This is a genomic window from Micromonospora sp. II (assembly GCF_001709195.1).
GTDB lineage: Bacteria > Actinomycetota > Actinomycetes > Mycobacteriales > Micromonosporaceae > Micromonospora > Micromonospora chalcea.
Genome location: NZ_LYXF01000005.1, coordinates 126,637 through 146,834, shown reverse-complemented (window position 1 = coordinate 146,834; position 20,198 = coordinate 126,637). Strand labels below are relative to the sequence as shown.

At 74.4% G+C, this 20,198-nt stretch carries 16 protein-coding genes; 9 read left to right on the top strand and 7 right to left on the bottom strand.

All coding sequences use genetic code 11. The features are described 5' to 3' along the window. Nucleotides 1-227 precede the first annotated feature (227 nt). Together A8711_RS32335 and A8711_RS02895 are read left to right on the top strand one after the other, a co-directional pair. Nucleotides 228-1,376: a hypothetical protein gene (locus A8711_RS32335; protein ID WP_043328572.1), complete on the top strand. Its 1,149-nt coding sequence runs from the start codon at nucleotides 228-230 to the stop codon at nucleotides 1,374-1,376. 545 nt (nucleotides 1,377-1,921) lie between these two features. After that, nucleotides 1,922-2,794 (top strand): aminoglycoside phosphotransferase family protein, encoded by an 873-nt coding sequence (locus A8711_RS02895; RefSeq protein ID WP_069087375.1) that lies wholly within the window; start codon nucleotides 1,922-1,924, stop codon nucleotides 2,792-2,794. Nucleotide 2,795: 1 nt separating this feature from the next. Here A8711_RS02895 and A8711_RS02890 read toward each other — a convergent pair whose 3' ends face one another. Next, nucleotides 2,796-3,605, bottom strand: coding sequence for an Fpg/Nei family DNA glycosylase (locus tag A8711_RS02890; RefSeq protein WP_069087374.1), 810 nt, complete (start codon nucleotides 3,603-3,605; stop codon nucleotides 2,796-2,798). A gap of 277 nt (nucleotides 3,606-3,882) precedes the next feature. Here A8711_RS02890 and A8711_RS02885 point away from each other — a divergent pair, with 277 nt between their 5' ends. The 5 genes from A8711_RS02885 to rocD all read left to right on the top strand — a co-directional run bounded on the left by A8711_RS02885 (nucleotide 3,883) and on the right by rocD (nucleotide 9,373). Further along, the gene (locus A8711_RS02885; RefSeq protein ID WP_064447860.1) at nucleotides 3,883-4,632 is read left to right on the top strand and encodes a cellulose binding domain-containing protein; all 750 of its coding nucleotides are present in this window, start codon (nucleotides 3,883-3,885) and stop codon (nucleotides 4,630-4,632) included. A 5-nt stretch (nucleotides 4,633-4,637) separates the two neighbouring features. Continuing rightward, nucleotides 4,638-6,077 carry an RICIN domain-containing protein gene (locus A8711_RS02880; RefSeq protein ID WP_069087402.1) on the top strand — a complete coding sequence of 480 codons (1,440 nt, stop codon included), beginning with the start codon at nucleotides 4,638-4,640 and terminating at the stop codon, nucleotides 6,075-6,077. 113 nt (nucleotides 6,078-6,190) lie between these two features. Next, nucleotides 6,191-7,054: a DUF4190 domain-containing protein gene (locus tag A8711_RS02875; RefSeq protein ID WP_069087373.1), complete on the top strand. Its 864-nt coding sequence runs from the start codon at nucleotides 6,191-6,193 to the stop codon at nucleotides 7,052-7,054. A gap of 289 nt (nucleotides 7,055-7,343) precedes the next feature. Then, nucleotides 7,344-8,159, top strand: coding sequence for a dimethylargininase (gene ddaH / locus A8711_RS02870; RefSeq protein WP_176722747.1), 816 nt, complete (start codon nucleotides 7,344-7,346; stop codon nucleotides 8,157-8,159). Beyond that, entirely contained in the window at nucleotides 8,159-9,373 is a 1,215-nt protein-coding gene (gene rocD, locus A8711_RS02865) for an ornithine--oxo-acid transaminase (protein WP_176722746.1), read from the top strand. Before ddaH ends, rocD begins: the two co-directional genes overlap by 1 nt. A gap of 56 nt (nucleotides 9,374-9,429) precedes the next feature. Here rocD and A8711_RS02860 read toward each other — a convergent pair whose 3' ends face one another. After that, nucleotides 9,430-10,578 (bottom strand): FHA domain-containing protein, encoded by a 1,149-nt coding sequence (locus A8711_RS02860; protein ID WP_064447934.1) that lies wholly within the window; start codon nucleotides 10,576-10,578, stop codon nucleotides 9,430-9,432. A gap of 120 nt (nucleotides 10,579-10,698) precedes the next feature. Then, the gene (locus A8711_RS02855; protein WP_069087371.1) at nucleotides 10,699-11,751 is read right to left on the bottom strand and encodes an acyl-CoA desaturase; all 1,053 of its coding nucleotides are present in this window, start codon (nucleotides 11,749-11,751) and stop codon (nucleotides 10,699-10,701) included. 287 nt (nucleotides 11,752-12,038) lie between these two features. On the opposite strand from A8711_RS02855, the gene A8711_RS02850 reads away from it, so the two are divergent. Next, nucleotides 12,039-12,818, top strand: a complete 780-nt coding sequence (locus A8711_RS02850; protein WP_083296914.1) for an SDR family NAD(P)-dependent oxidoreductase — start codon at nucleotides 12,039-12,041, stop codon at nucleotides 12,816-12,818. A 59-nt stretch (nucleotides 12,819-12,877) separates the two neighbouring features. Here A8711_RS02850 and A8711_RS02845 read toward each other — a convergent pair whose 3' ends face one another. Genes A8711_RS02845 through A8711_RS02830 form a run of 4 tightly spaced genes read right to left on the bottom strand, consistent with a single transcriptional unit; the run spans nucleotide 12,878 to nucleotide 18,561 of the window. Further along, entirely contained in the window at nucleotides 12,878-16,282 is a 3,405-nt protein-coding gene (locus tag A8711_RS02845; RefSeq protein ID WP_069087370.1) for an SCO7613 C-terminal domain-containing membrane protein, read from the bottom strand. Between the two features lie 47 nt (nucleotides 16,283-16,329). Next, entirely contained in the window at nucleotides 16,330-16,650 is a 321-nt protein-coding gene (gene cutA / locus A8711_RS02840; RefSeq protein ID WP_030503202.1) for a divalent-cation tolerance protein CutA, read from the bottom strand. A 55-nt stretch (nucleotides 16,651-16,705) separates the two neighbouring features. Then, complete coding sequence (locus tag A8711_RS02835) at nucleotides 16,706-17,728, bottom strand: 1-acyl-sn-glycerol-3-phosphate acyltransferase (protein WP_064447864.1); 1,023 nt, start codon at nucleotides 17,726-17,728, stop codon at nucleotides 16,706-16,708. Beyond that, a complete protein-coding gene (locus A8711_RS02830; RefSeq protein ID WP_043328558.1) occupies nucleotides 17,728-18,561 on the bottom strand; it encodes a patatin-like phospholipase family protein in 834 nt (277 codons plus the stop codon). Before A8711_RS02830 ends, A8711_RS02835 begins: the two co-directional genes overlap by 1 nt. A gap of 178 nt (nucleotides 18,562-18,739) precedes the next feature. On the opposite strand from A8711_RS02830, the gene A8711_RS02825 reads away from it, so the two are divergent. Then, on the top strand, nucleotides 18,740-20,194 hold the full coding sequence (locus A8711_RS02825; RefSeq protein WP_064447865.1) for a serine/threonine-protein kinase: 1,455 nt from the start codon (nucleotides 18,740-18,742) through the stop codon (nucleotides 20,192-20,194). The last annotated feature ends 4 nt before the right edge of the window (nucleotides 20,195-20,198 follow it).

Here is a 20,198-nt window from a genome sequence, read left to right as displayed (position 1 = left end):
TCTCCGTTACCGATCGACCTCGGAAGGGCACCGACATGCGAGTGTGGCGCATGGCCGCGACGGCTCTTCTCCTGCTGCCCGGCGGTGTCCTGGTCGCCGCTCCGCCCGCAGCCGCCGCGCCTTCCGCGACCCCCACGCCTTCCGCGACCGCCACGCCTTCCGCGACCGCTGCGCATTCCGCCACCGCCACGCCTTCCCGGGCGGTTGCGGCGGATCGGACGCCACCGGTGCTGGTGGACGTCACGGTCTCACCCGACGCGGTCTCCGTCTCGGGCGTCGACCTGGTGCCGGTGACGGTGACGGTGCACCTGACCGACGACACCGGCGTGGTCGAGGCCTCCGAGATGGACGGCGGCTCCCTGCCCTACGTCGGTCTGCGCCTCGTCGGCACGGACCGCACCGACGGCGCCGAGTTGTCGCTCACCGCCGGCACCCCGCAGGACGGCACCTGGAGCGCGACGATCCACGTGCCGTCGACCTGGAACGGCACCTGGGAGGTCCACCGTCTGGTGGCGACGGACGCCGCCTGGAACCGGCTCGACGTCGACCCGCCCGCCTCGGCGGACACCAGGCTGGAGGTCACCGGCACACACCGGCCCGCGGTCACCATGCGTCTCACCCCGAACCCGCTGGTCGGTGACGGACCGCTGACCGTGGCGGGACGGTTCTACTACGAGGACACCGGCGAGGGCATCGGTAACCAGCCCATCTTCTTCGGCACCGACAACCTCTGCGTTGAATATCACAGCGAGCCCAACGGCACCACCAAGGCCGACGGCACGTTCTCCCGGACCTATCCGAAGGGCGACAGCTACCTCAAGTGCGTCGGCATCACCCGTCCGTCCAACTCGAGGGTCGCACCGTCCTACATCGTCGTCACGGCAGACCATCCCCGGGTGAAGCCGACAGTCACGGCGAAAGCGAACCGCACCACCGTCACGCCCGGCACCACAGTCACCATCACCGGCGAGGTGAAGCCCGACGCCGGCTGGAACATCGAACTACAGCAACTCCAGGGCAGGACGTGGCGGAAGGTGGCCGCCGACCTGACGAGCGGAGACCGCGGCGCGTACCGCATCCCCATCACGCCGAAGACACCCGGCACCTTGCGCTACCGCGTAGTCGTCCCGAGTGAAGACCCGGCGACGGTCGGCGTGTCCGAGGTGGTCACCGTACGCGTGTCGACACCCGGCGGCGAGCCCTCGCCGGGCGGCGGCGGAGGCGGTGGCACCGTCGGAGGCGGAGGCACCGGAGGGCTTCCGATCACCGGTCCCGCCACCGCGCCGCTGGTGGCTGGCGGCGGGGCTCTCCTGATCGTCGGCGCCGGCCTGATGCTGCTGGCCCGCCGCCGCCGACCGACCCCGGACGGACGGTAGATCCGGACGGGCACCGGGCCGGGCACGACGACTGCCCCGGCCCGGCTCCCCTGACCGCGGATCACACCGGCGCCCCTTCCCCAACCACACCCGGCACCTGACGTCCCGCGCCGAACCCTCCACTCCTGCCAGTTGATCAAGGAGTTTGCGGCGAATTTCTGGCGCTCCGGTGACGCGAACTCCTTGGTCAACACCGGGTGCCGAATGCTGCCCGCCGACTGACAGCCACGGCCCAGCTTGATCAACACCAGGTCGCCGAGGTGGTGGCATCAACGGCTCCGCGACACCACCACCTCGGCGAGGTGGTGGTGATCAAGGGTGATGATGCCGCCACCTCGGCGAGCTGGTGGGAGGCGTGCATGCGTCAAGGGTGGGACCGGCGTCGGCGGTGATCTCGGGCAGATGAGCACCGTCCGGTTGATCCATCTCGTCTTCGTCAGGCCGCTCGGCGAGGGCCGGGACGGCCATGAGCGTCACTTCGTCGGCGTGCGCGTCGAGGACGCCGCGGTGCACGGCCGGTCGCCTCGCTCGGCCAGGATGACCGGATGCGGTGTGACATTCCTGAGAGCCTGCGCTGGGTCGAGCGGACGGAGGCCGGGCGGGCCTGGCTCGCGGAGCTGCCGGACCGGCTCGCCGCGTGCGTCGCACGGTGGGAGCTGACGGTCGGGCCGCCGTTCGGGTACGCGTTCGCGTCGCTGGCGCTGCCCGCGACGCTGCCCGACGGGACGCGGGCGGTGCTGAAGCTGCAGTATCCGGACGACGACAGCCGTCACGAGGCCACCGCGTTGGCGCACTGGGACGGCCGGGGCGCGATCCGGCTGCTCGCCCACGATCCGGGCCGGCGCGCGCTGCTCGTCGAGCGCTGTGACCCCGGCACCCCGCTGTACGGCCTGCCGCCCGACGCCGCGCTGGACGTGGCGGTCGAGCTGCTGCCCCGCCTCGGGGTGCCGGCCGGACCGCCGTTCACTCCGCTCGCCGAGGAGGCGGCCGGCTGGGCGGAGCGGATGCCGGGCAACTGGCAGCGGGCCAACCGCCCGTACGAGCGGCGGCTGCTGGACGCCGCGCTCGGGCTGCTCGCCGACCTGGCGCCGAGCCAGGGTCAGCAGGTGCTGGTCAACCAGGACCTGCACGCCGGCAACATCCTGGCGGCGGGACGCGAACCGTGGCTGGTGATCGACCCGAAGCCGCTGGTCGGCGAGCGGGAGTTCGCGGTGGTGCCGCTGGTGCGCGGCGCCGAGCTGGGCCACTCCCCGGCGGCGGTCCGGCACCGGCTCGACCGTCTCAGCGCCGAGCTGGGCCTGGACCGGGAGCGGGTACGCGGCTGGGCGATCGGCCAGACGGTGGCCTGGAGCATCGGCGGCGACCAGGTCTTCCCCGGCAACGTCGAGGCGGCCCGCTGGCTGCTCGACGAGATGTGAGTCAGCCCGCCTGGCAGGTGGGGCACCAGTACAGGTTGCGTCCGGCCAGCGTGCCCCGGCTCACCTCGGTGCCGCAGACGTGGCAGGGCGCGCCGGGGCGGCGGTAGACGTACACCTCGCCGCCGTGCCGGTCGACGCGCGGCGCGCGGCCGGTGACCTCGGGCAGGTCGGCGTCGCGCACCGTGTCGATCCGGCCCCGCTCGACCGCGCGGGTCATCAGCGTCACCAGGTCAGTCCAGAGTTCGGCCCAGCCGGCCGCGCTCAGGTCGCGGCCGGGCAGCAGCGGCGGCCGGCCGGCCCGGAACAGCGCCTCGGTCACGAAGATCAGGCCGGTGCCGGCCACCACCGACTGGTCCAGCAGCAGCGCGGCGAGCGGGGTGGGGCTGCGGCGGATCCGCGCGTACGCCCGGTCGGGGTCGGCGTCGGCGCGCAGCGGGTCCGGCCCGAGCCGCTCGCGCAGCGCCGTCACCTCGGGCGGGGTCAGCAGTTCGCAGGCGGTCGGGCCGCGCAGCTCCAGCCAGTTCCGGTCGCTGTGCAGGCGCAGCCGCACCTGCCCGACCGGGGACGGCGGTTCCCCGGGCCCGTCGGCGAACTTCCCGTACAGACCCAGGTGTACGTGCAGCGTCAGCTCGCCGGCGTAGTGGTGCAGCAGGTGCTTGCCGTACGCCTCGGTGCCGTCCAGGACGGTGCCGCTGAGGCGGGCCGCGCCCTCGGCGAAGCGCCCCTGCGGGCTGTCTGCGTGCACCTTGTCGCCCGCGAACAGCTCGGCGTGCCGGGCGGCGAGGCGGTGGATGGTGTGTCCCTCTGGCACAACGACCAAGCGTAGCCAGCGGATCGGACCGCCGGCGACGTCGGGTCCTGGGACGACGTTGAATCGATGTTCGTCGACTGAAAGACTGGCGGCGGTAGCGCTCGGGAGCCAGTGCGAGCCGCTCGATCTCGCCGGAGGGACAAGCGCGGGGTGATGTGCCACCCCGGTGCCGGGCAGTCGTCTCCGGCGCTCCGCCGTGCCGCTACGGCGGCGACATCGCGGTCCACCACCACTCCGGCGCCGACCGCCCCCGGCGCCCCCAGCTCGGGAGAGACACATGCTCCGTACGCTCGGCGCGGCACTGGCCGCCACCCTCACCCTGACCGGCCTGACCGCCTCGGCCGGTGCCGACCAGTCACCCGCCGCCACGGCGATGACGGCCGCCGCCACGGCGACGCCCACTCCCACGCCCACCTTCGCCTGCCCGCCGGCGCTGCCGGTCACCGGCCAGGTGACCGGGGCCACCGCGACCAGCGTCACCATCACCTACTGGATGGTGCTCAGCCCGCCCTGCGGCTACGACCCGCCGCTCCTCGTCAGCCTCTTCACCAGCCGCGAGGACGCCACCGCGTGGCGCAACCCGGTGGCCGAAGCCGTCACGGGGCCGGAGCGCCAGGGAAAGGTGACAGTCACCGGCCTGGCCCCCGACACCGACTACTGGTTCCGGTTCGGCGACACCCACGGCACACGGGACCCGTACGTGATCGGCGGGCCGGCCCGGACGTCGGGAACCTGCTCCGCGACGGCCACGATCGACGCCAGCTGGGGCGGTGGCTTCGTCGCCACGGTGACGGTGCGCAACGACGGCGCCGAACCGGCACCGGGCTGGCTCGTCTCCTGGCGCTGGTCGGGTGACGAGCGCATCCAGTCGGTCTGGGGTGGGGTGGCGGAGGGCACCGGCCAGGACGTCGCGGTCCGCAACGCCTCCTGGAACGGGACGCTGCCGCCGGGTGGCTCGACGACGTTCGGCCTGCTCGTGGCGGCCGGCGCGACGCCCGGCACCATCACGCCGAAGTGCGGCAGGTGACAGCCGTGCGAGGGACGACACGGTACGGCGCGGTCGTGGTGGCGCTCGCGGTGGCTCTCGCGGCGGCGGTGCTGGGACCGGCGGCGGGCGCGCTGGCGGCGCCGGTGACAGTCACCAACGGCACCCAGTTCACCGACACGAGCGGCGCCGTGGTGCACGCCCACGGCGGCGGCGTGCTCAAGGTCGGCGACTACTACTACTGGTTCGGCGAGAACCGCAACCCGGACAACACGTTCCGGGCGGTCTCCGTCTACCGCTCGACGGACCTGCGCACCTGGGAGTTCCGCAACAACGTGCTCACCCAGTCGTCGGCGGCCGAGCTGCGGGTCGCCAACATCGAACGGCCGAAGGTCATCTACAACGCCGCCACCGGCCGGTTCGTGATGTGGATGCACAAGGAGAACGGGTCCGACTACAACGAGGCCCGGGCGGCTGTCGCCTCCTCGGCCACTGTGGACGGCAACTACACCTATCACGGCAGCTTCCGGCCGCTCGGGCAGCACATGTCCCGGGACATCACGCTCTACAACGACAACGGCACCGCGTACATGATCTCGGCCGCCGACGACAACTACGACCTGAACATCTACCGGCTCACGTCGGACTACCTCAACGTGGCCACCCTGGTGGGCAACTTCTGGGACGGCGCGCACCGCGAGGCGCCGGCGATGTTCAAGCGGGGCAGCACCTACTTCCTGCTGACGTCGGGGGCGACGGGGTGGAGCCCGAACCAGGCCCGGTACGCCACCGCGCCGAGCATCTCGGGACCGTGGAGCGGCTGGACCGACGTGGGCAACGGCACCACGTTCAACTCGCAGCCGGCGTTCGTGTTGCCGATCCAGGGCACGTCCGGCACCAGCTACCTCTATCTGGGTGACAGGTGGGCCGGAGCGTGGGGCGGCCCGGCCAACGACTCCCAGTACGTGTGGCTGCCGATCGCCTTTCCGACCGCCACCAGCATGAGCCTGACCTGGTACCCGTCGGTCACCATCGACGCGGCGGCGGGCACCGTCACCGGCAACTCGCCCGCGTACTACCGCGTCACCGCCCGGCACAGCGGCCGGGTGCTGGACGTGATCAACGGCTCCACGGCGAACAACGCCGAGGTCAAGCAGTGGAGCTGGAACGGCGGCGGGAACCAGAGGTGGGAGTTCCAGGACGCCGGCGGCGGATGGTTCCGCCTCGTCAACGCCGCGAGCGGCAAGTGTCTCGACGTCGCCAGCGCGAGCACCGCCGACGGCGCCAACATCATCCAGTACACCTGCGGCAGCGGCGCCAACCAGCAGTGGCAGTGGGCCGCGCGCGACGGCTGGTTCCAGTTGCGGGCCCGGCACAGCGGCAAGTGCCTGGACGTCGTCAACGCCGGCACCGGCGACGGCGCGGACGTCCAGCAGTACACCTGCGGTTCGGGCACCAACCAGCAGTGGTCACGCACGGTGGCGTGACCGGACGGCACGCCTGAGCGTGCGGAGCGAGCCCAGGGGTGTCGATTTCGGCACCCCTGGGTACTTCCTGCATGTCATGCGCGGCCTCCGCGCCTGGATCAGGAGGTGCCACAGTGAAGATCCTGTCCCGCCGGAACGCTCCGGCGACCAGTACCGATACCAACGGCGACGGTGTCGTCGACGAACGCGACCGGACCGCCGAGCAGCCGGCCGACCGGCCGGTGGTCACCGACCGCGACGAGGAGCGGACCACGTACCGCAGCGCCGCCACCGCCACCGACGACGAGCGCGCCCGGGACGCGGCGACCGACCGGGACGCACGCGACCTCGACGCCACCACCGACGGCCGGACGGCGACCACGACGACCGGCCGCCGGGCCGTGGCGGCCGACGACGAGCGGGAGGCGGAGGCACGGCGGCGGGCCGCGGACCGGGGCGCGGCGGCGCGTGCGGTCACCGGCCGCCGGGTCGACGCCGACACGCGGACCGTTCCGGTGACCGACGCGCGGACCGCCGGCGCGGCGCCCGTCGCCGAGCGCACCACCGACCTGGACCGCGACGGCCGCGCCGACCTCGACCGGGACGGCCGCCCCGACGGTACGGACACCGACGGCGACGGCCGGGTGGACCGGCCGGAGCCGTACACCACGAAGCGTCCCCGGGCCAGCCTGCTCGCCACGCTCGGCCTGATCGTCTCCGTGGTCGGGGCGCTGTTCGTGCTCTCCGGCACGCTCGCCGGGTACGGCATCGGCGTCGGCGCGGCCGGCGCGGTGCTGGCCGTGCTGGGCCTGATCGCGACCCGTCGCCGGCACGTGGCGGGCAAGACCGACGCGCTGATCGGCATCGCCGTCGGCCTGGCCGCGGTGGTGCTCGGCATCGTGGCGATGACCGGCCAGTTCGACTGGCCGACCACCGACGGCGACTGGGTGGGCCGCTTCCGCGAGTGGCTCGACTCACAGTTTGCCAACTGGTTCTGACGGGCACTGTCCCGATCGCCGACGCAGGGCGTCGGCAGCCTGATCAGCTCCGGTGGTTCACCGGCCGGGCAACACCTCTTTCGGGGGCGGCGGTTCGCCGCCCCCGAAGTGTGTCCGGCGTCGACGCAACGATCGCTCGCCACCCACTGGTTCAACGCAACGATTCGCTGCTCAACGCAACTTCTCGCGGTGGATGTCGTCTACCCGGGCCGCATAACGTTGGACCACGGCGCCAGCCCGTGGGCCGACGGTGGCCGGGCGCGCCCGACCCTGGGAGCACGACATGACGATGGACGCCATCCGCCAGCGCTTTCTGATGTGCCGGCCGACGTACTTCGCCGTCGACTACGCGATCAACCCGTGGATGGACCCGACCGCCCCGGTCGACGCCGACCTGGCGATCCGGCAGTGGGAGCAGCTTCGGCGCACGTACCTCGACCTGGGCCACGAGGTCGACCTGATCGAGCCGGTCGCCGGCCTGCCGGACATGGTCTTCGCCGCGAACGGCGGCACCGTGATCGACGGCAAGGCCATGGCGGTGCAGTTCCGCGACCCGCAGCGCGCCGACGAGGCGCCCGCGTACCGGGCCTGGTTCGAGGCCGCCGGCTTCGAGATGCACGACCCGAAGCACGTCAACGAGGGCGAGGGCGACATCCTGCTGGCCGGTGACCACCTGCTCGCCGGCACCGGGTTCCGCACCGCGCACGCCTCGCACGCGCAGCTCCAGGAGGTCTTCGGCTACCCGGTGGTCACCATGCAGCTGGTGGATCCCCGCTTCTACCACCTGGACACCGCGCTCACCGTGCTCGACGAGCGCACCGTGGCGTACCTGCCGGAGGCGTTCTCCCCCGGCAGCCGGGCGGTGCTGCGCCGGCTGTTCCCGGACGCGATCCACGCCACCATGGCCGACGCCGAGGTGTTGGGCCTGAACGCGGTCAGCGACGGCCGGCACGTGGTGCTGCCCGCGCAGGCCACCGACCTGGCCGCGAAGCTGCGCGACCGGGGCTACGAGACCATCGGGATCGACCTGTCCGAGCTGCGCAAGGCCGGCGGCGGACCGAAGTGCTGCACGTTGCGACTCCGTCAGGGAAAGGCGAGCAAGTGATCATCGACGACATGCTGCGGACTCCGTCCGCGGTCCGGGACGCGGAGCGTCACACGGCGCACAACTACCACCCGCTGCCCGTGGTGATCTCGTCGGCCGAGGGCGCCTGGCTGACCGACGTGGACGGCCGCCGCTACCTGGACTGCCTGGCGGGATACTCGGCGCTGAACTTCGGCCACCGGCACCCGAAGCTGATCGAGGCCGCGCACGCGCAGCTCGACCGGCTCACGCTGACCAGCCGCGCGTTCATCCACGACCAGTTCGCCGACTTCTGCCGCGAGCTGGCCGCGCTCTGCGGCAAGGACCTGGTGCTGCCGATGAACACCGGCGCCGAGGCGGTGGAGACCGGCATCAAGGTGGCCCGCAAGTGGGGCTACCAGGTCAAGGGCGTCACGCCGGGCCAGGCCAACATCGTGGTGGCGGAGGGCAACTTCCACGGCCGTACGACCACCATCGTCAGCTTCTCCACCGACTCCGACGCGCGCGCCGACTTCGGGCCGTACACCCCGGGTTTCACCGTGGTCCCCTACGGCGACCTGGCCGCGTTGACCGAGGCGATCGACGAGAACACGGTGGCCGTGCTGCTGGAGCCGATCCAGGGTGAGCAGGGCGTCGTGGTGCCGCCGGAGGGTTACCTGCCGGGTGTGCGCCGGGTCTGCACCGAGCGCAACGTGCTGTTCGTCGCCGACGAGATCCAGTCGGGCCTGGGGCGTACCGGCGCGACGTTCGCCTGCGAGCACGAGGGCGTCGAGCCGGACATGTACCTGCTCGGCAAGGCGCTCGGCGGCGGCATCGTGCCGGTGTCGGCGGTGGCCGCGAACCGCGACGTGCTGGGCGTGCTCCAGCCAGGCCAGCACGGCTCGACGTTCGGCGGCAACCCGCTTGCCTGCGCGGTCGCGACCGAGGTGGTCCGGCTGCTGGCGACCGGCGAGTTCCAGCGCCGCTCGGCCGAGCTGGGCGAGCGGCTGCACGCCGGCCTGCGCGGCCTGATCGGCAAGGGCCTGGTGGCGGTACGCGGTCGCGGCCTGTGGGCCGGACTGGACATCGACCCGGCGCTGATGACCGGCCGGCAGGCGTGCGAGCTGCTGATGGAGCGGGGTGTGCTCGCCAAGGACACGCACGGTTCGACCATCCGGCTCGCCCCGCCGCTGGTGATCACCGAAGAGGAGATCGACCACGCGGTGGCGCAGCTCGCCGCCGTGCTGGCCGGCTGAGGCCGTACGCGCGAAGGCGCCGGGACCACGACGGTCCCGGCGCCTTCGCGTGCGGGTCACTGACGTGGCAGCCGCATCGCCATCGTCGGCGCCTCGGCCATCACCGAGTTCGGGGTGTACGTGGCGTCGCTGCTCATCTTGGCGGCGCGGCCCACCTGCACGCCCGGGTACAGCTCGATCAGGTCCCCCTCGGCGAGCACCCGGGACTGCTGCGGCGCCAGCGCGATCCGCTCGTTCTCCGCCATCGAGCCACCCGGGCGTACGCCGGAGCCGTTGGTGCTGGTGTCGGTGACCACCACCTCGCCCACGCGCAGCTCCAGCCGGATGTGGCTGCGGCTGATCCAGCGCCGGGCCTCGTCGTTGAGCCACTGGCCCAGCGTCACCGCGCCCGGCCCCTCCGGCGCCCGGCCGACCTGCACCGGCTCGGTCTCGGTGAGCGCGAACCGCTTGCGCACCAGCCCGCCGATGCGCACCGCGAGCACCTCGGTACGCGGGCGCGGACCGGCGTCGGAGAGCCGCGCGCCGTGCCGGGGGCAGGTCGGGGCGCCGGTGCGCAGCGTGGGCGGCGGCTGCTCGGCCGGCGCCCGGTCCACGGCGGCCAGGTCGGCGAACGCGCCGCCGCCCCCGCCGCCGCCGAACAGCGCGCAGCCCGGTTCGGGGCAGCGCCACTGCCGGGAGAGCAACTTGACGCCGGCCGGTGAGCGGCTGCCGGTGGCCGGGTCCTGGCCGCCGCCGACGTGCGCGATGAACACCGGCCCACCGGCGCCGGGCACCGGGGCGAGCACGCGCCCGGCCTGCCCGAGCCACGGGTACCGGCCCACCAGCCCGTCCAGCCGGGCCCGGGTGAGCACCGGCAGGCCGAGCAGGTCGGCCACCTCCAGCATCCGGTCACCGGGCTGGTCGAGCACCTCCACCAGGCCGTCGTCGGCCCAGCGGCGGACCACCATCCGCTCGTTGGAGGTCAGGTCGGCGTCGGACAGCAGCGCCCGGTGCACGATCGCGTAGACCGGGACGCTGTCCTCACCGATCTGCCGGGACAGCGCGTCGATGACCATGCCGAGGCGCAGCAGGCTGGCCGGCCGACCGCCGTCCAGGTTCTGCCAGCGGATGACCTCGGCCAGGTCGACCACGGCCCGGGCCAGCGACGGATCGGTGCAGACCCGTCCCTCGATGGCGTCGAGCACCTTGCTGATCTCGAATCTCATGCCGCAGCTCCGCACGATGTCGTCCCGTGACGCGGCCGGGGTGGTACGCCCCGCCGTGCCGCGCGCCACCACCGTGGCGCGCCCTCCACCAAGCGACGACCCTACCGGCAGCCGGCCGGGTCAGCCCGCGCGCAGCGGGCGGCCCACGTCGTGCAGGTGCGCCAGCGCCTGCCGGTACGACTCGATCAGCCCGGTCTCCGCGTACGGGACGCCCTGCTCGGCGCAGTACGCCATGACCAGCGGCCGGGCCCGGCGCAGGTTGGCGCGGGGCATGTTCGGGAACAGGTGGTGCTCGATCTGGTAGTTGAGCCCGCCGAGCGCCAGGTCGACGAGCCGGCCGCCGCGTACGTTGCGTGACGTGAGCACCTGCTTACGCAGGTAGTCCAGGTCGTCGGAGGCGGTGGGCATCGGCATGCCCTTGTGGTTCGGGGCGAACGAGCAGCCCATGTAGAGGCCCCACAGCCCCTGGTGCACGGCCGCGAACACCAGCGCCTTCGCCGGGGACATCACCGCGAACAGCAGACCGAGGTAACCGGCGGCGTGCGCGGCGAGCAGCAGTCCTTCCACCGCCCGATGCCGCATCGGCACCCGCCACCGCCCGTCCGGCTCGCGGCCGACGAGCGCCCGCACGCTCGCCACGTGCAGCGCCAGCCCTTCGAGCAGCAGCAGCGGGAAGAACAGCCACGCCTGGCGGCGGGCCATCCACCGGCTCAGGCCGCGCGTGGCGCTCGCCTGCTCGTACGTCCACACCAGCGCGCCCGCGCCGACGTCCGGGTCCTCGTCGGCGTGGTTCGGGTTGGCGTGGTGGCGGTTGTGCTTGTCGACCCACCAGCCGTAGCTGAGCCCGACGGCGAGGTTGCCGGCGACCAGCCCGGCCGCCTCGCTGGGCCCGCGCCGCCGGAACATCTGCCGGTGCCCGGCGTCGTGGCCGAGGAACGCCACCTGCGTGGTGGCCACCGCCATCACCACTGCCAGCGGCACCTGCCACCACGAGTCACCGACGAGTGCCACCACGGCCCAGCCGGCCAGGAACGCGCCGAGCGTGAGCGCGATCCGCAGCGCGTACCGGCCGGGCCGCCGCTCGAACAGTCCCGCCTCGGCGATGCGGCGGGACAGCCGCGCGTAGTCGCTGCCCCGCCGTGCCGCGGGTTCCGTCGACGTGGAAGAAGTCATGTCGCCCCCCGATGCGCGAGCCACGCTCTCGTACGCGACTCTCCGTCACCAATTCTGGCGACGATCGTCGCCGTGGGTAATCCCGCAGACCCCCGGCTCGGGGGTGGTGCTGTCCCTACCCCGCCGGGCCGGACCCGGGCAAACGATCTTCGTCACACCACAGCGAGCCCACGCATCGGTGGGCGCACCCCCTCTGACCAGCTAATCTGTACGTAAAGATGAGTGCCGTTCATCCGAACGGTCAGCCGTGCCGGACGCACGGTCATCGACAGACGGGAGACATCGCGGTGCGTGGATTGACAGACAAGGTGGTGCTCGTGACGGGCGGCGGCTTCAGCCCCGACCAGGTCGGCTCCGGACTCGGCATGTCCATGTGCGTCGAGCTGGCCGCCGAAGGCGCGAAGGTCGTCGTCTCCGACCTCTCCCTGGAACGCGCCGAGGCGACTGTCACCYGCGTCAAGGAAGCCGGCGGCGACGCGGTGGCGGTGGCGGCCGACGTCACCGACGAAGACTCGGTACGCGCCATGGTGAGCGCCGCGCTCGACGCGTACGGGCGCATCGACGTGCTGGTGAACAACGCCGGCGTGTTCGGCGCGTACGTGCCACTGCTGGAGATCGAGAACAAGCAGTGGGACCGCGTCATGGAGGTCGACCTGAAGGGCGTCTTCCTCGCCACAAAGGCCACGTTGCCGCACATGCTGGAGCGCGGCAAGGGTGTCGTGATCAACGTGTCGTCGGCGTCCGGCCTGGTCGCCAGCGAGGTCGGCGCGGAGTACACCACCGCCAAGCACGGCGTCATCGGGCTCACCAAGCAGATCGCCTACGACTACGGCCACCAGGGCATCCGCGCTGTGGGCATCGGCCCCGGCGTGATCAAGACCGCCGCCTTCGAGGGCGCGGAGATCACCAGCGACTTCCCGTTCTACGACCTGACCATGCAGGCGCCCGCCGGCCGGTACGGCGAACCGCACGAGATCGCCCGCGCGGTCTGCTTCCTCGCCAGCGACGACGCGTCGTTCATCCACGGCCACACCATCCCGGTCGACGGCGGCTCGCCGATCAGGTGAGGCGCACCGGCGCAGCGAAGCCCTCTCACCACAGTCGGTGAGAGGGCTCGCCGCTCGGGTCAGCCGAGCCGGGCCACGGCCTCGCGCAGCCGGACCAGATCACGCCGGCGCCGCTCGTAGGTGGCGGCCAGCCCGATCAGCAGCAGCCCGCCCACGCCCAGGAAGAGCCAGCGGGGCAGCAGGTCCCAGCCCCGGGCCAGCTCGTGCAGCGCCAGCGGCACCAGCGTGGCCGCGCCCAGCACCACCGGCGCCTGCCAGCGCCGGGCCGCCCCGCCCAGCACCACCGCCACCGCCGCCGCGCCGAGCGCGAGCCGCCGCCACGGCTGCGGCTCACCGGAGACGAGCACCGACACGAGGCTCGGCAGGAACGCCGCGCCGAGCGCCGGACCGAACGTCAGCCAGCTGGTCAGCCCGGGCCGGCGTCGCAGCGCCAGCAGCCCGGCGCCCAGGGCGAGCGCCGCCGCCGGCAGCGTGTACGCCTCCAGCACGACCACCCCGCGCGCGGCCAGCACCAGCCACCCACCGACCAGTTCGCTGCCGGCGGCCACCGCGGCCAGCACGCGACGCCCGCCCGGCGACTCGCTCCGGCGCAGCACCCGGACCGCGACGGCCACGCCCCACAGCACGCAGACCGCCGCCGCGTGCCGCAACGAGCCGCCGGTGAGCAGCAGCGCGAGCAGCGCCACCGCCTGCGCCGCCGCCTCCAGCGCCCACGTGCCGGCCCGCCCGACGCCGCCCGGACCGCCGGACCGGACCACGCGCAGCAGCGGCGCCGCGTGCAGCGTCACGGCCGCGACGGCCAGGACCGCGAACGCCCCGGTACGCAGCGACTGCCCGGCCGTCAGCGACGCGACGAGGGCGAACCCGGTGGCCGCCGCGACGGCGCCCAGCCACCCCACGATCCGGACCACCGCCGGCCGTCCGGCCACCCCGGTCACCGCCCCGGCCACCACCAGCACACCGAGCGCGGCGAGCGTCCCGGCCCGGGTGGCGAGCAGACCACCGAACCCGGGTACGGCCAGCACCACGGCCAGCGGCACGAGCACCGCCCGGTACGCCCCGGTCAGCGCGGCGGTCAGCAACGCGGCCAGCCCGATCCCGAACGCCGTCGCCGGCACCACCGGCCAGGGCGCGCCGGCCGCCTCGGCCAGCACCGGCAGCGCCACCGCGCCGAACGGCGCCCCGGCGACCCACCACGCGACGCGGCGACCCGTCGCGGCGTACGCCCCGGCGGCGACGCCCAGGAGCAGCAGCACCAGCCCGGCGCGGGCGGTCCCGGCGGAAGCCGCCGCGGCGGCGGGCACCCCGGACCCGGGCCGCACCGGCAGGCTCGCGAGCACCAGCAGCACGGTCCGCGCCGTGGCCAGCAACGCCACCACGGCCAGCGCGGCGCCGACCGCGCGCGGGGCGGCCGCCGGCCGGGAGCCACCCCCGGCGGCGAGCGCCAGCAGGACCCCCGCCGCCGCGTAGAGCGCCACCGGTTCCCCGCCCGGCGCGACGAGCGGCACCAGGCCGGTCCCGGCGAGCGCCACGGCGAGCCCGGTCGAGGCGTACCCGCTCAGGTCGGTCCACAGGCGACGGACGGCGAGGGCGACGACCACCGGCACCACGACGGCGGCGGCAGCACCCCGCAGTTGCCACCACGGCGGCGCGCCGAGGCCGAACAGCGCGACGGCCACCGCCGCCGGTACGGCGACCAGCGCCACCGCGAGCGCGACGCCGCCGACGACCGGCTGCGCGCCCAGCCCGCGCCGGCCCAGCCCGGCCACCGTCACGCCGAGCAGCGCCGTCACGGCGAGCACCGCCACCGCCCCGCCGGGCGCGGCGACGCCGACCAGCAGCGCGTGCCCGAACAGCACCGCGGCGGCCGACGCGGCGACCGGGACGACCACCCGGCCCGGGCGCGGCCTGGCCACCGCCGCCAGCAGCAGCGCGGCGGCCGCCCCGAGGTCCACCACCAGCACCAGCGGCCACGGCACGGCCGTCACGGCCGGCGCGGCGAGCGCGACCAGCCCGGCGGCGATCACACCGACCAGCGGCCGGCCGGCCCGGGGCGTCAGCAGCGCGACCGCGCCGGCGGTCAGCAGCAGGGCCGCCGGGAGTTGCCAGCCCCAGGACGGGACCGGCACGTCCCGCCCGCCCTGCCAGGCCGGGAACGAGGCGCTCGCGGTCGCCGCGCCGACCACGCCGGTGAGCACGACAGTGACCTGGCCCAGCGCGGCGGCCACCGCGAGCACGCCCACGAGCGGACCGGTCCGCACCGGCGCGGGCAGCGCCCGGACCGCACCGGCGAGCGCCGCCACCACGAGGCCGGCGGCGATCAGCAGCAGCCCGGAACGCAGCTCGGCGACCGGCCGGATCAACGCGCCCGCGAGCACCGGCGCCAGCAGTCCGGTGGTGGTCGCGCGCCAGAACCGGCCGGCGGCCGCGACCGCGCCGGCGACCGCTGCCAGCGCCACCAGCAGCAGCGGGCCACCGGCCAGCAGCGGCGTGCCCGCCGCGTGGCCGACCGCCAGCGGCACCAGCGCGCAGCCGGCCGCCAGGACCAGCGCCACGCCGTGCCCGGTCCAGCCCAGCACCAGCCCGGCCGCCGACGCGGCGCTGTCGCCGGAGGTACGGCGGCGCAGCGCCACCACCACCGCGAGGTCGCCGAGCGCCACGGCGGTCAGCACCAGCGCCCAGCCGGCGGCGGTGGGCCGGAACGCGGCCACGGCCAGGGGCAGCACCGGCTGCGCCAGCAGCCACGCCGCGAACCAGGGTGCGGTGAGCCGGCTGACCAGCGCGTATCCGGCCGCCACCGCGGTACTGACGGCAGCGACCAGCGCCGCGTACCGGCTGCCGGGCAGGCCGGTCACCCCGAACAGGTCCACCGACCAGGCGGCGTACCCGTCCAGGACCACCAGCAGCAACGCCACCGAGGCGAGCGTCTCGGCGGTGCCGCGCAGCCCGCGCGCCCGGGCGACGAGCGGCGCGGCCAGAGCAAGCGCGGTGACCGCCAGCAGGACCAGCGCCCGGCCGGTCACCCCGAACGTGGCCCAGGCGACAGCGGTGAACACCACGGCGGCGGTGCCGAGCAGCAGTCCACCCAGGACGAACAGCAGCCCCTGCACCGCCCGGGCGGAGGTTTCCGCGCCGCCGGGGCGTACCGGGGCGGGGGCCTGCGGGATTTGACGCGGCGGCGGCGCCGGGAGCGGCGCGGGACCGGCGGCGCCCGGCACGGGGATCTCCTGACGGATCCGGGCGGCCAGCGCCGACCGCCGCTGCCGGGCCGTGGACAGGCGGCCGGACAGATCGTGGTACGCGAGCCGGGCCGCCTCGACGCGCGGCGCCAGCTCGGTGATCTCCCGGTCCAGCCGGATCACCTCGGCGGCGGGCGGGTAGGGCGGACGGCCGCAGCCGCGGCATCCGGCGACGAGGTCGGCCGGGGCGCCGCAACCGGGGCAGGGGTAGCCGGTGTTCTCCACCCGGCCAGCTTCGCGGGCGGCGGGGCGGGCGGACAGAGTAGGAGTACCTAGGGCCGGGTCTGCTCGCGCACCCAGGCGGTGTAACCGGGGTTGCCGCTGTCCTCCCGGCTGACCAGGATCTCCGGCACCTCGTACGGGTGGTTGGCGCGGAGCTGGTCRACCAGCGCGTCCACCCGGTCCGGCGCGGTCTTGAACCGCACCTGCCACTCGGCGGTGGTCTGGATCGCCGACTGCCACCAGTAGGTGCTGTCCACCGGGCCGCCGACCTGGGCGCACGCCGCCAGCCGGCCGGCGACCGCCGCGGCCGCCAGCACGTCCGCGACCCCGCGGGCGTCCACCACAGTCGTCACCACGCAGATCTGCTCCACCAGCGCACCTTACGCGGCGCGCGACGGGCGCGCCGAACAGGCGCGGGGAATCGGATCAGGCGTCGACGGTGCCGTTGCGGTTGTCCGCGATCCACCTGTCGATGCGGGCCCACCAGTCGAACAGCCAGTCGATGCGTTCCTGCTCGCCGGCCGGGATCTCCTCCGGCGGCACCGACCAGAACCGCATCACGATCCGCTTGTCCATCGGCAGTTCGCGCCACACGTCGGCGACGGTGAGCATCTGGTCCAGGCCGGTGTGCGCCACGAAGATCACTCCGGCGTCCGGCGCGGCGTCGAGCGCGGCGAGCAGCCCGCCGGGCTGCGGGGCGAGTACGTGCCGCATCCGCTCGGCGCGGCGCGCCATCCGCTCCAGCCCGAGCCCGCGGAGCCGGTCGATCGCGCGCAGCCGCCGGGACGGGGTGAAGTTGCCCCCCTCCGGGAAGATCACGAAGGCGTCGTCGTCGTCCAGGCCGGTGGCCAGGTGCCCGATCTGCCGCACCACCGAGTCGCGCCCGTCCGGCCCGGCCGCGATGAACCGGTTGGGCAGCCGGTTGAGCAGCACGTCGATGGCCGGATCCCACTGGAGCGTCTCCTTGAGCACGATCCGGGGTTCCCGGTTGAACCAGTTCACCAGCGCGTGGATCAGGATGAACGAGTCGCCGGGCCCGGCGTGCCGGCAGACCACCAGCTCGGGGCGGCCGGGCAGGGCGGTGTCCGGGTCGGTGCCGACCACGTCGATGCTCAGCCGCAGCGTCCACCGGGCCTGCCAGAACATCACCCGCAGGAACCATCCGGCGAGCACGTAGTGGGCCCGCTGGAAGGCCGGCGCACGCTTGTAGACGCCGAAGCCGGAGGCCAGCCAGAGCAGGAAGAGGGCCAGCAGCGCGGCGGCGTCCCAGACCAGGTAGACGGTGCCGAACCAGAGCAGCCGCAGCGGGCGCAGCCGTCCCGGCACCAGCGGCGACGCGGCGAGCGCGAGCAGCGCCCAGGCCGGCAGCGTGGTCACCACGAAGAAGGCGAGCAGCACCACTCCGGGCGCGAGCACCAGCCGGCGGAGCCAGCGGGGCGGCAACGGCATCAGCGCTCCAGCGCGGTGTCCAGGTATCGGCGGGAGGCAGTGTACGCGCGACTGATCCGCCGGCCCACCGCCGCGGTGTCCCGGTACGCCCACGGGCTGTCGTCGCGCGGCTCCAGCCCRCCGGTGGGCAGCACGTGCACCTCCACGTCCTCGGGCAGCGCCGCCATCTCCCGCGCGAACCGGTGCCGGCGGGCGATCTCGAACGCCACCTGGGCGATCTCCCAGGGGCGGCGCGGCGGGCTCAGCTCACGCTCTATCCGGCCCACCTGGAGCACGAAGATCTGCTTCGCGCCGAGCAGCACCGCCTCGCCGACCGGGATCGAGTTGACCACGCCGCCGTCGATGTAGTGCTGGCCGTCGATCTGGGTCGGGGGCAGCAGCCCGGGCACCGAGGCGGAGGCGAGCACGGCCGGCACCAGCGGCCCGCTGTGGAACCAGTGCTCGGCGGCGCGCTCGATGTTCGCGGCGCAGCAGCGGAACGGCACGGCCAGGTCGGCGAAGGTGGTGTCCTCGCCCAGCGTGCTCTCCAGCAGGCGGTACAGCGGCCGGGGCGAGTGCAGGTGGGTACGGGCGGCGAACCGGCGCAGCTGGCGGGCGACCGAGTCGCCGTACACCTCGCTGGCCTCGGGCGACGCCCAGAGCCGGACCAGCCGGTCGGTGACCGCCTCGGTCGGGTCGGCGGCGACCAGGGCGCCGTTGACCGCGCCGATCGAGGTGCCCAGCACCAGGTCGGGTTTGATCCGGGCGCGGAACAGGGCGCGCAGCATCCCCACCTCGACCGCGCCGAGCACTCCCCCGCCGCCGAGCACGAACGCCACCGGACCTGCTGCCATGACGTTCATCCTGGCACGCGGCCCACAGCCGGCCGGGCGGACCGTCCCCGCTGGTCCCGGCGGTGACCGGGAGCCATCACGGATGCGCGCCGCGCGATCGGCGCCGCGCGGACTGTTGACAGGTAAGACACATTCACGCAACCTGATAGCGCTCCCGAGCCCAGGCAGGTGCGAGCTGATGGCGACACTCCAGGCCGGCCGCCTGCTGGCCCGTCGGTACCGGCTCATCGACCGGATCGGCGCCGGTGGCATGTCGGTGATCTGGCGGGCCCGCGACGAGGTGCTCGACCGGGTGGTGGCGGTCAAGGTGCTCGCGCCCTCGCTCGCCGCCGACGCCCGGTTCCGCGACATGGTGCGCGAGGAGGCCCGCTCGGCCGCCCAGCTCGACCATCCACATGTCACGGCCGTGCACGACTACGGCGAGACGGTGGCGCCGGACGGCTCGATCACCTCGTTCGTGGTGATGGAGCTGCTCGCCGGTGAGGAGCTGGAACACCGGCTCACCGAAGGGCCGCTGCCCTGGCCGGAGGCGGTGGAGACCGGCGCGCAGGTGGCCGAGGCGCTCGCCGCCGCGCACCGGCTCGGCATCGTGCACCGGGACGTGACCCCGGCCAACGTGATGATGACCGGCACCGGGGCGAAGGTGCTCGACTTCGGCATCGCCACCCGGGTCGGGACGCCGGACGACGACGAGGACGGCGGCACGTTCGGCACCCCCGCGTACGTGGCGCCGGAACGGCTGGACGGGGCGCCGGCCCAGCCGGCCACCGACGTCTACTCGCTCGGCGTGCTGCTGTTCGAGACGCTGACCGGGCACCCGCCGTACCCGGCGGAGACCTGGGAGGAGTTGAGCGCCGCGCTCGCGGAGAGCCCGGAGCCCAGCCTCGACGGCGTACCGGGGCTGCCGGGACCGGTCGCGGAGATCTGCCTGCGCTGCCTGGCCCGCGACCCGCGACAGCGGCCCACCGCGCACCGGGTGGCGGCCGTGCTGCGCGACCAGATGCTGCCCGCCGACCCGCAGGCCGCCACCATGCTGGCGCCCACCATGACGCTGCCCGCGCTGCCGCCGTCGTCTGCTCCCCCGCCGCCCGGGCCGGCCGCGGACCCGGTCCCGCCGGGCAACCCGGCCGCCGCGCCGAGCCGGCGGCGCGTCCTCGCGCTCGCGGCGGCCGGCGTGGCGGTGGTCGCCGCCGCCGCGCTGCTCGTGCCCACGCTGACACCGGACCGGCCGGAGGACCCCCGGGTGCTGCCGACCGCCGGGCCGGTCCAGCCGCCGTCCACCGTCGCGCCCGCGCCGGAGCCGCCGGTCGTCACGGCGCCGGCCACACCGTCGAGCGCGCCCGCCACCGGCGGCAACCGTCCGCCCGCGACCGGCCAGCCCGACGCCGCCGAACGGGTCGACGGGCTGATCGAGGCCGGGCTGGCGGAGGGTCAGATCCGCGAGGACGTCGGGGTGGACCTGCGCAACCTGCTGCGCAACGCGGTCGCCGCGAGCGGTGAGGGCGAGGTGACCGCCGCCGTGGACCGGCTCCGCGACAAGATCGACGAACGCCGCCGCGAGGGCAGCATCACCCCCGGGTACGCGCGGCGACTCGACGCGGCCGCCGCGGAACTCGTGGCCGGGCAGACCTGACCGG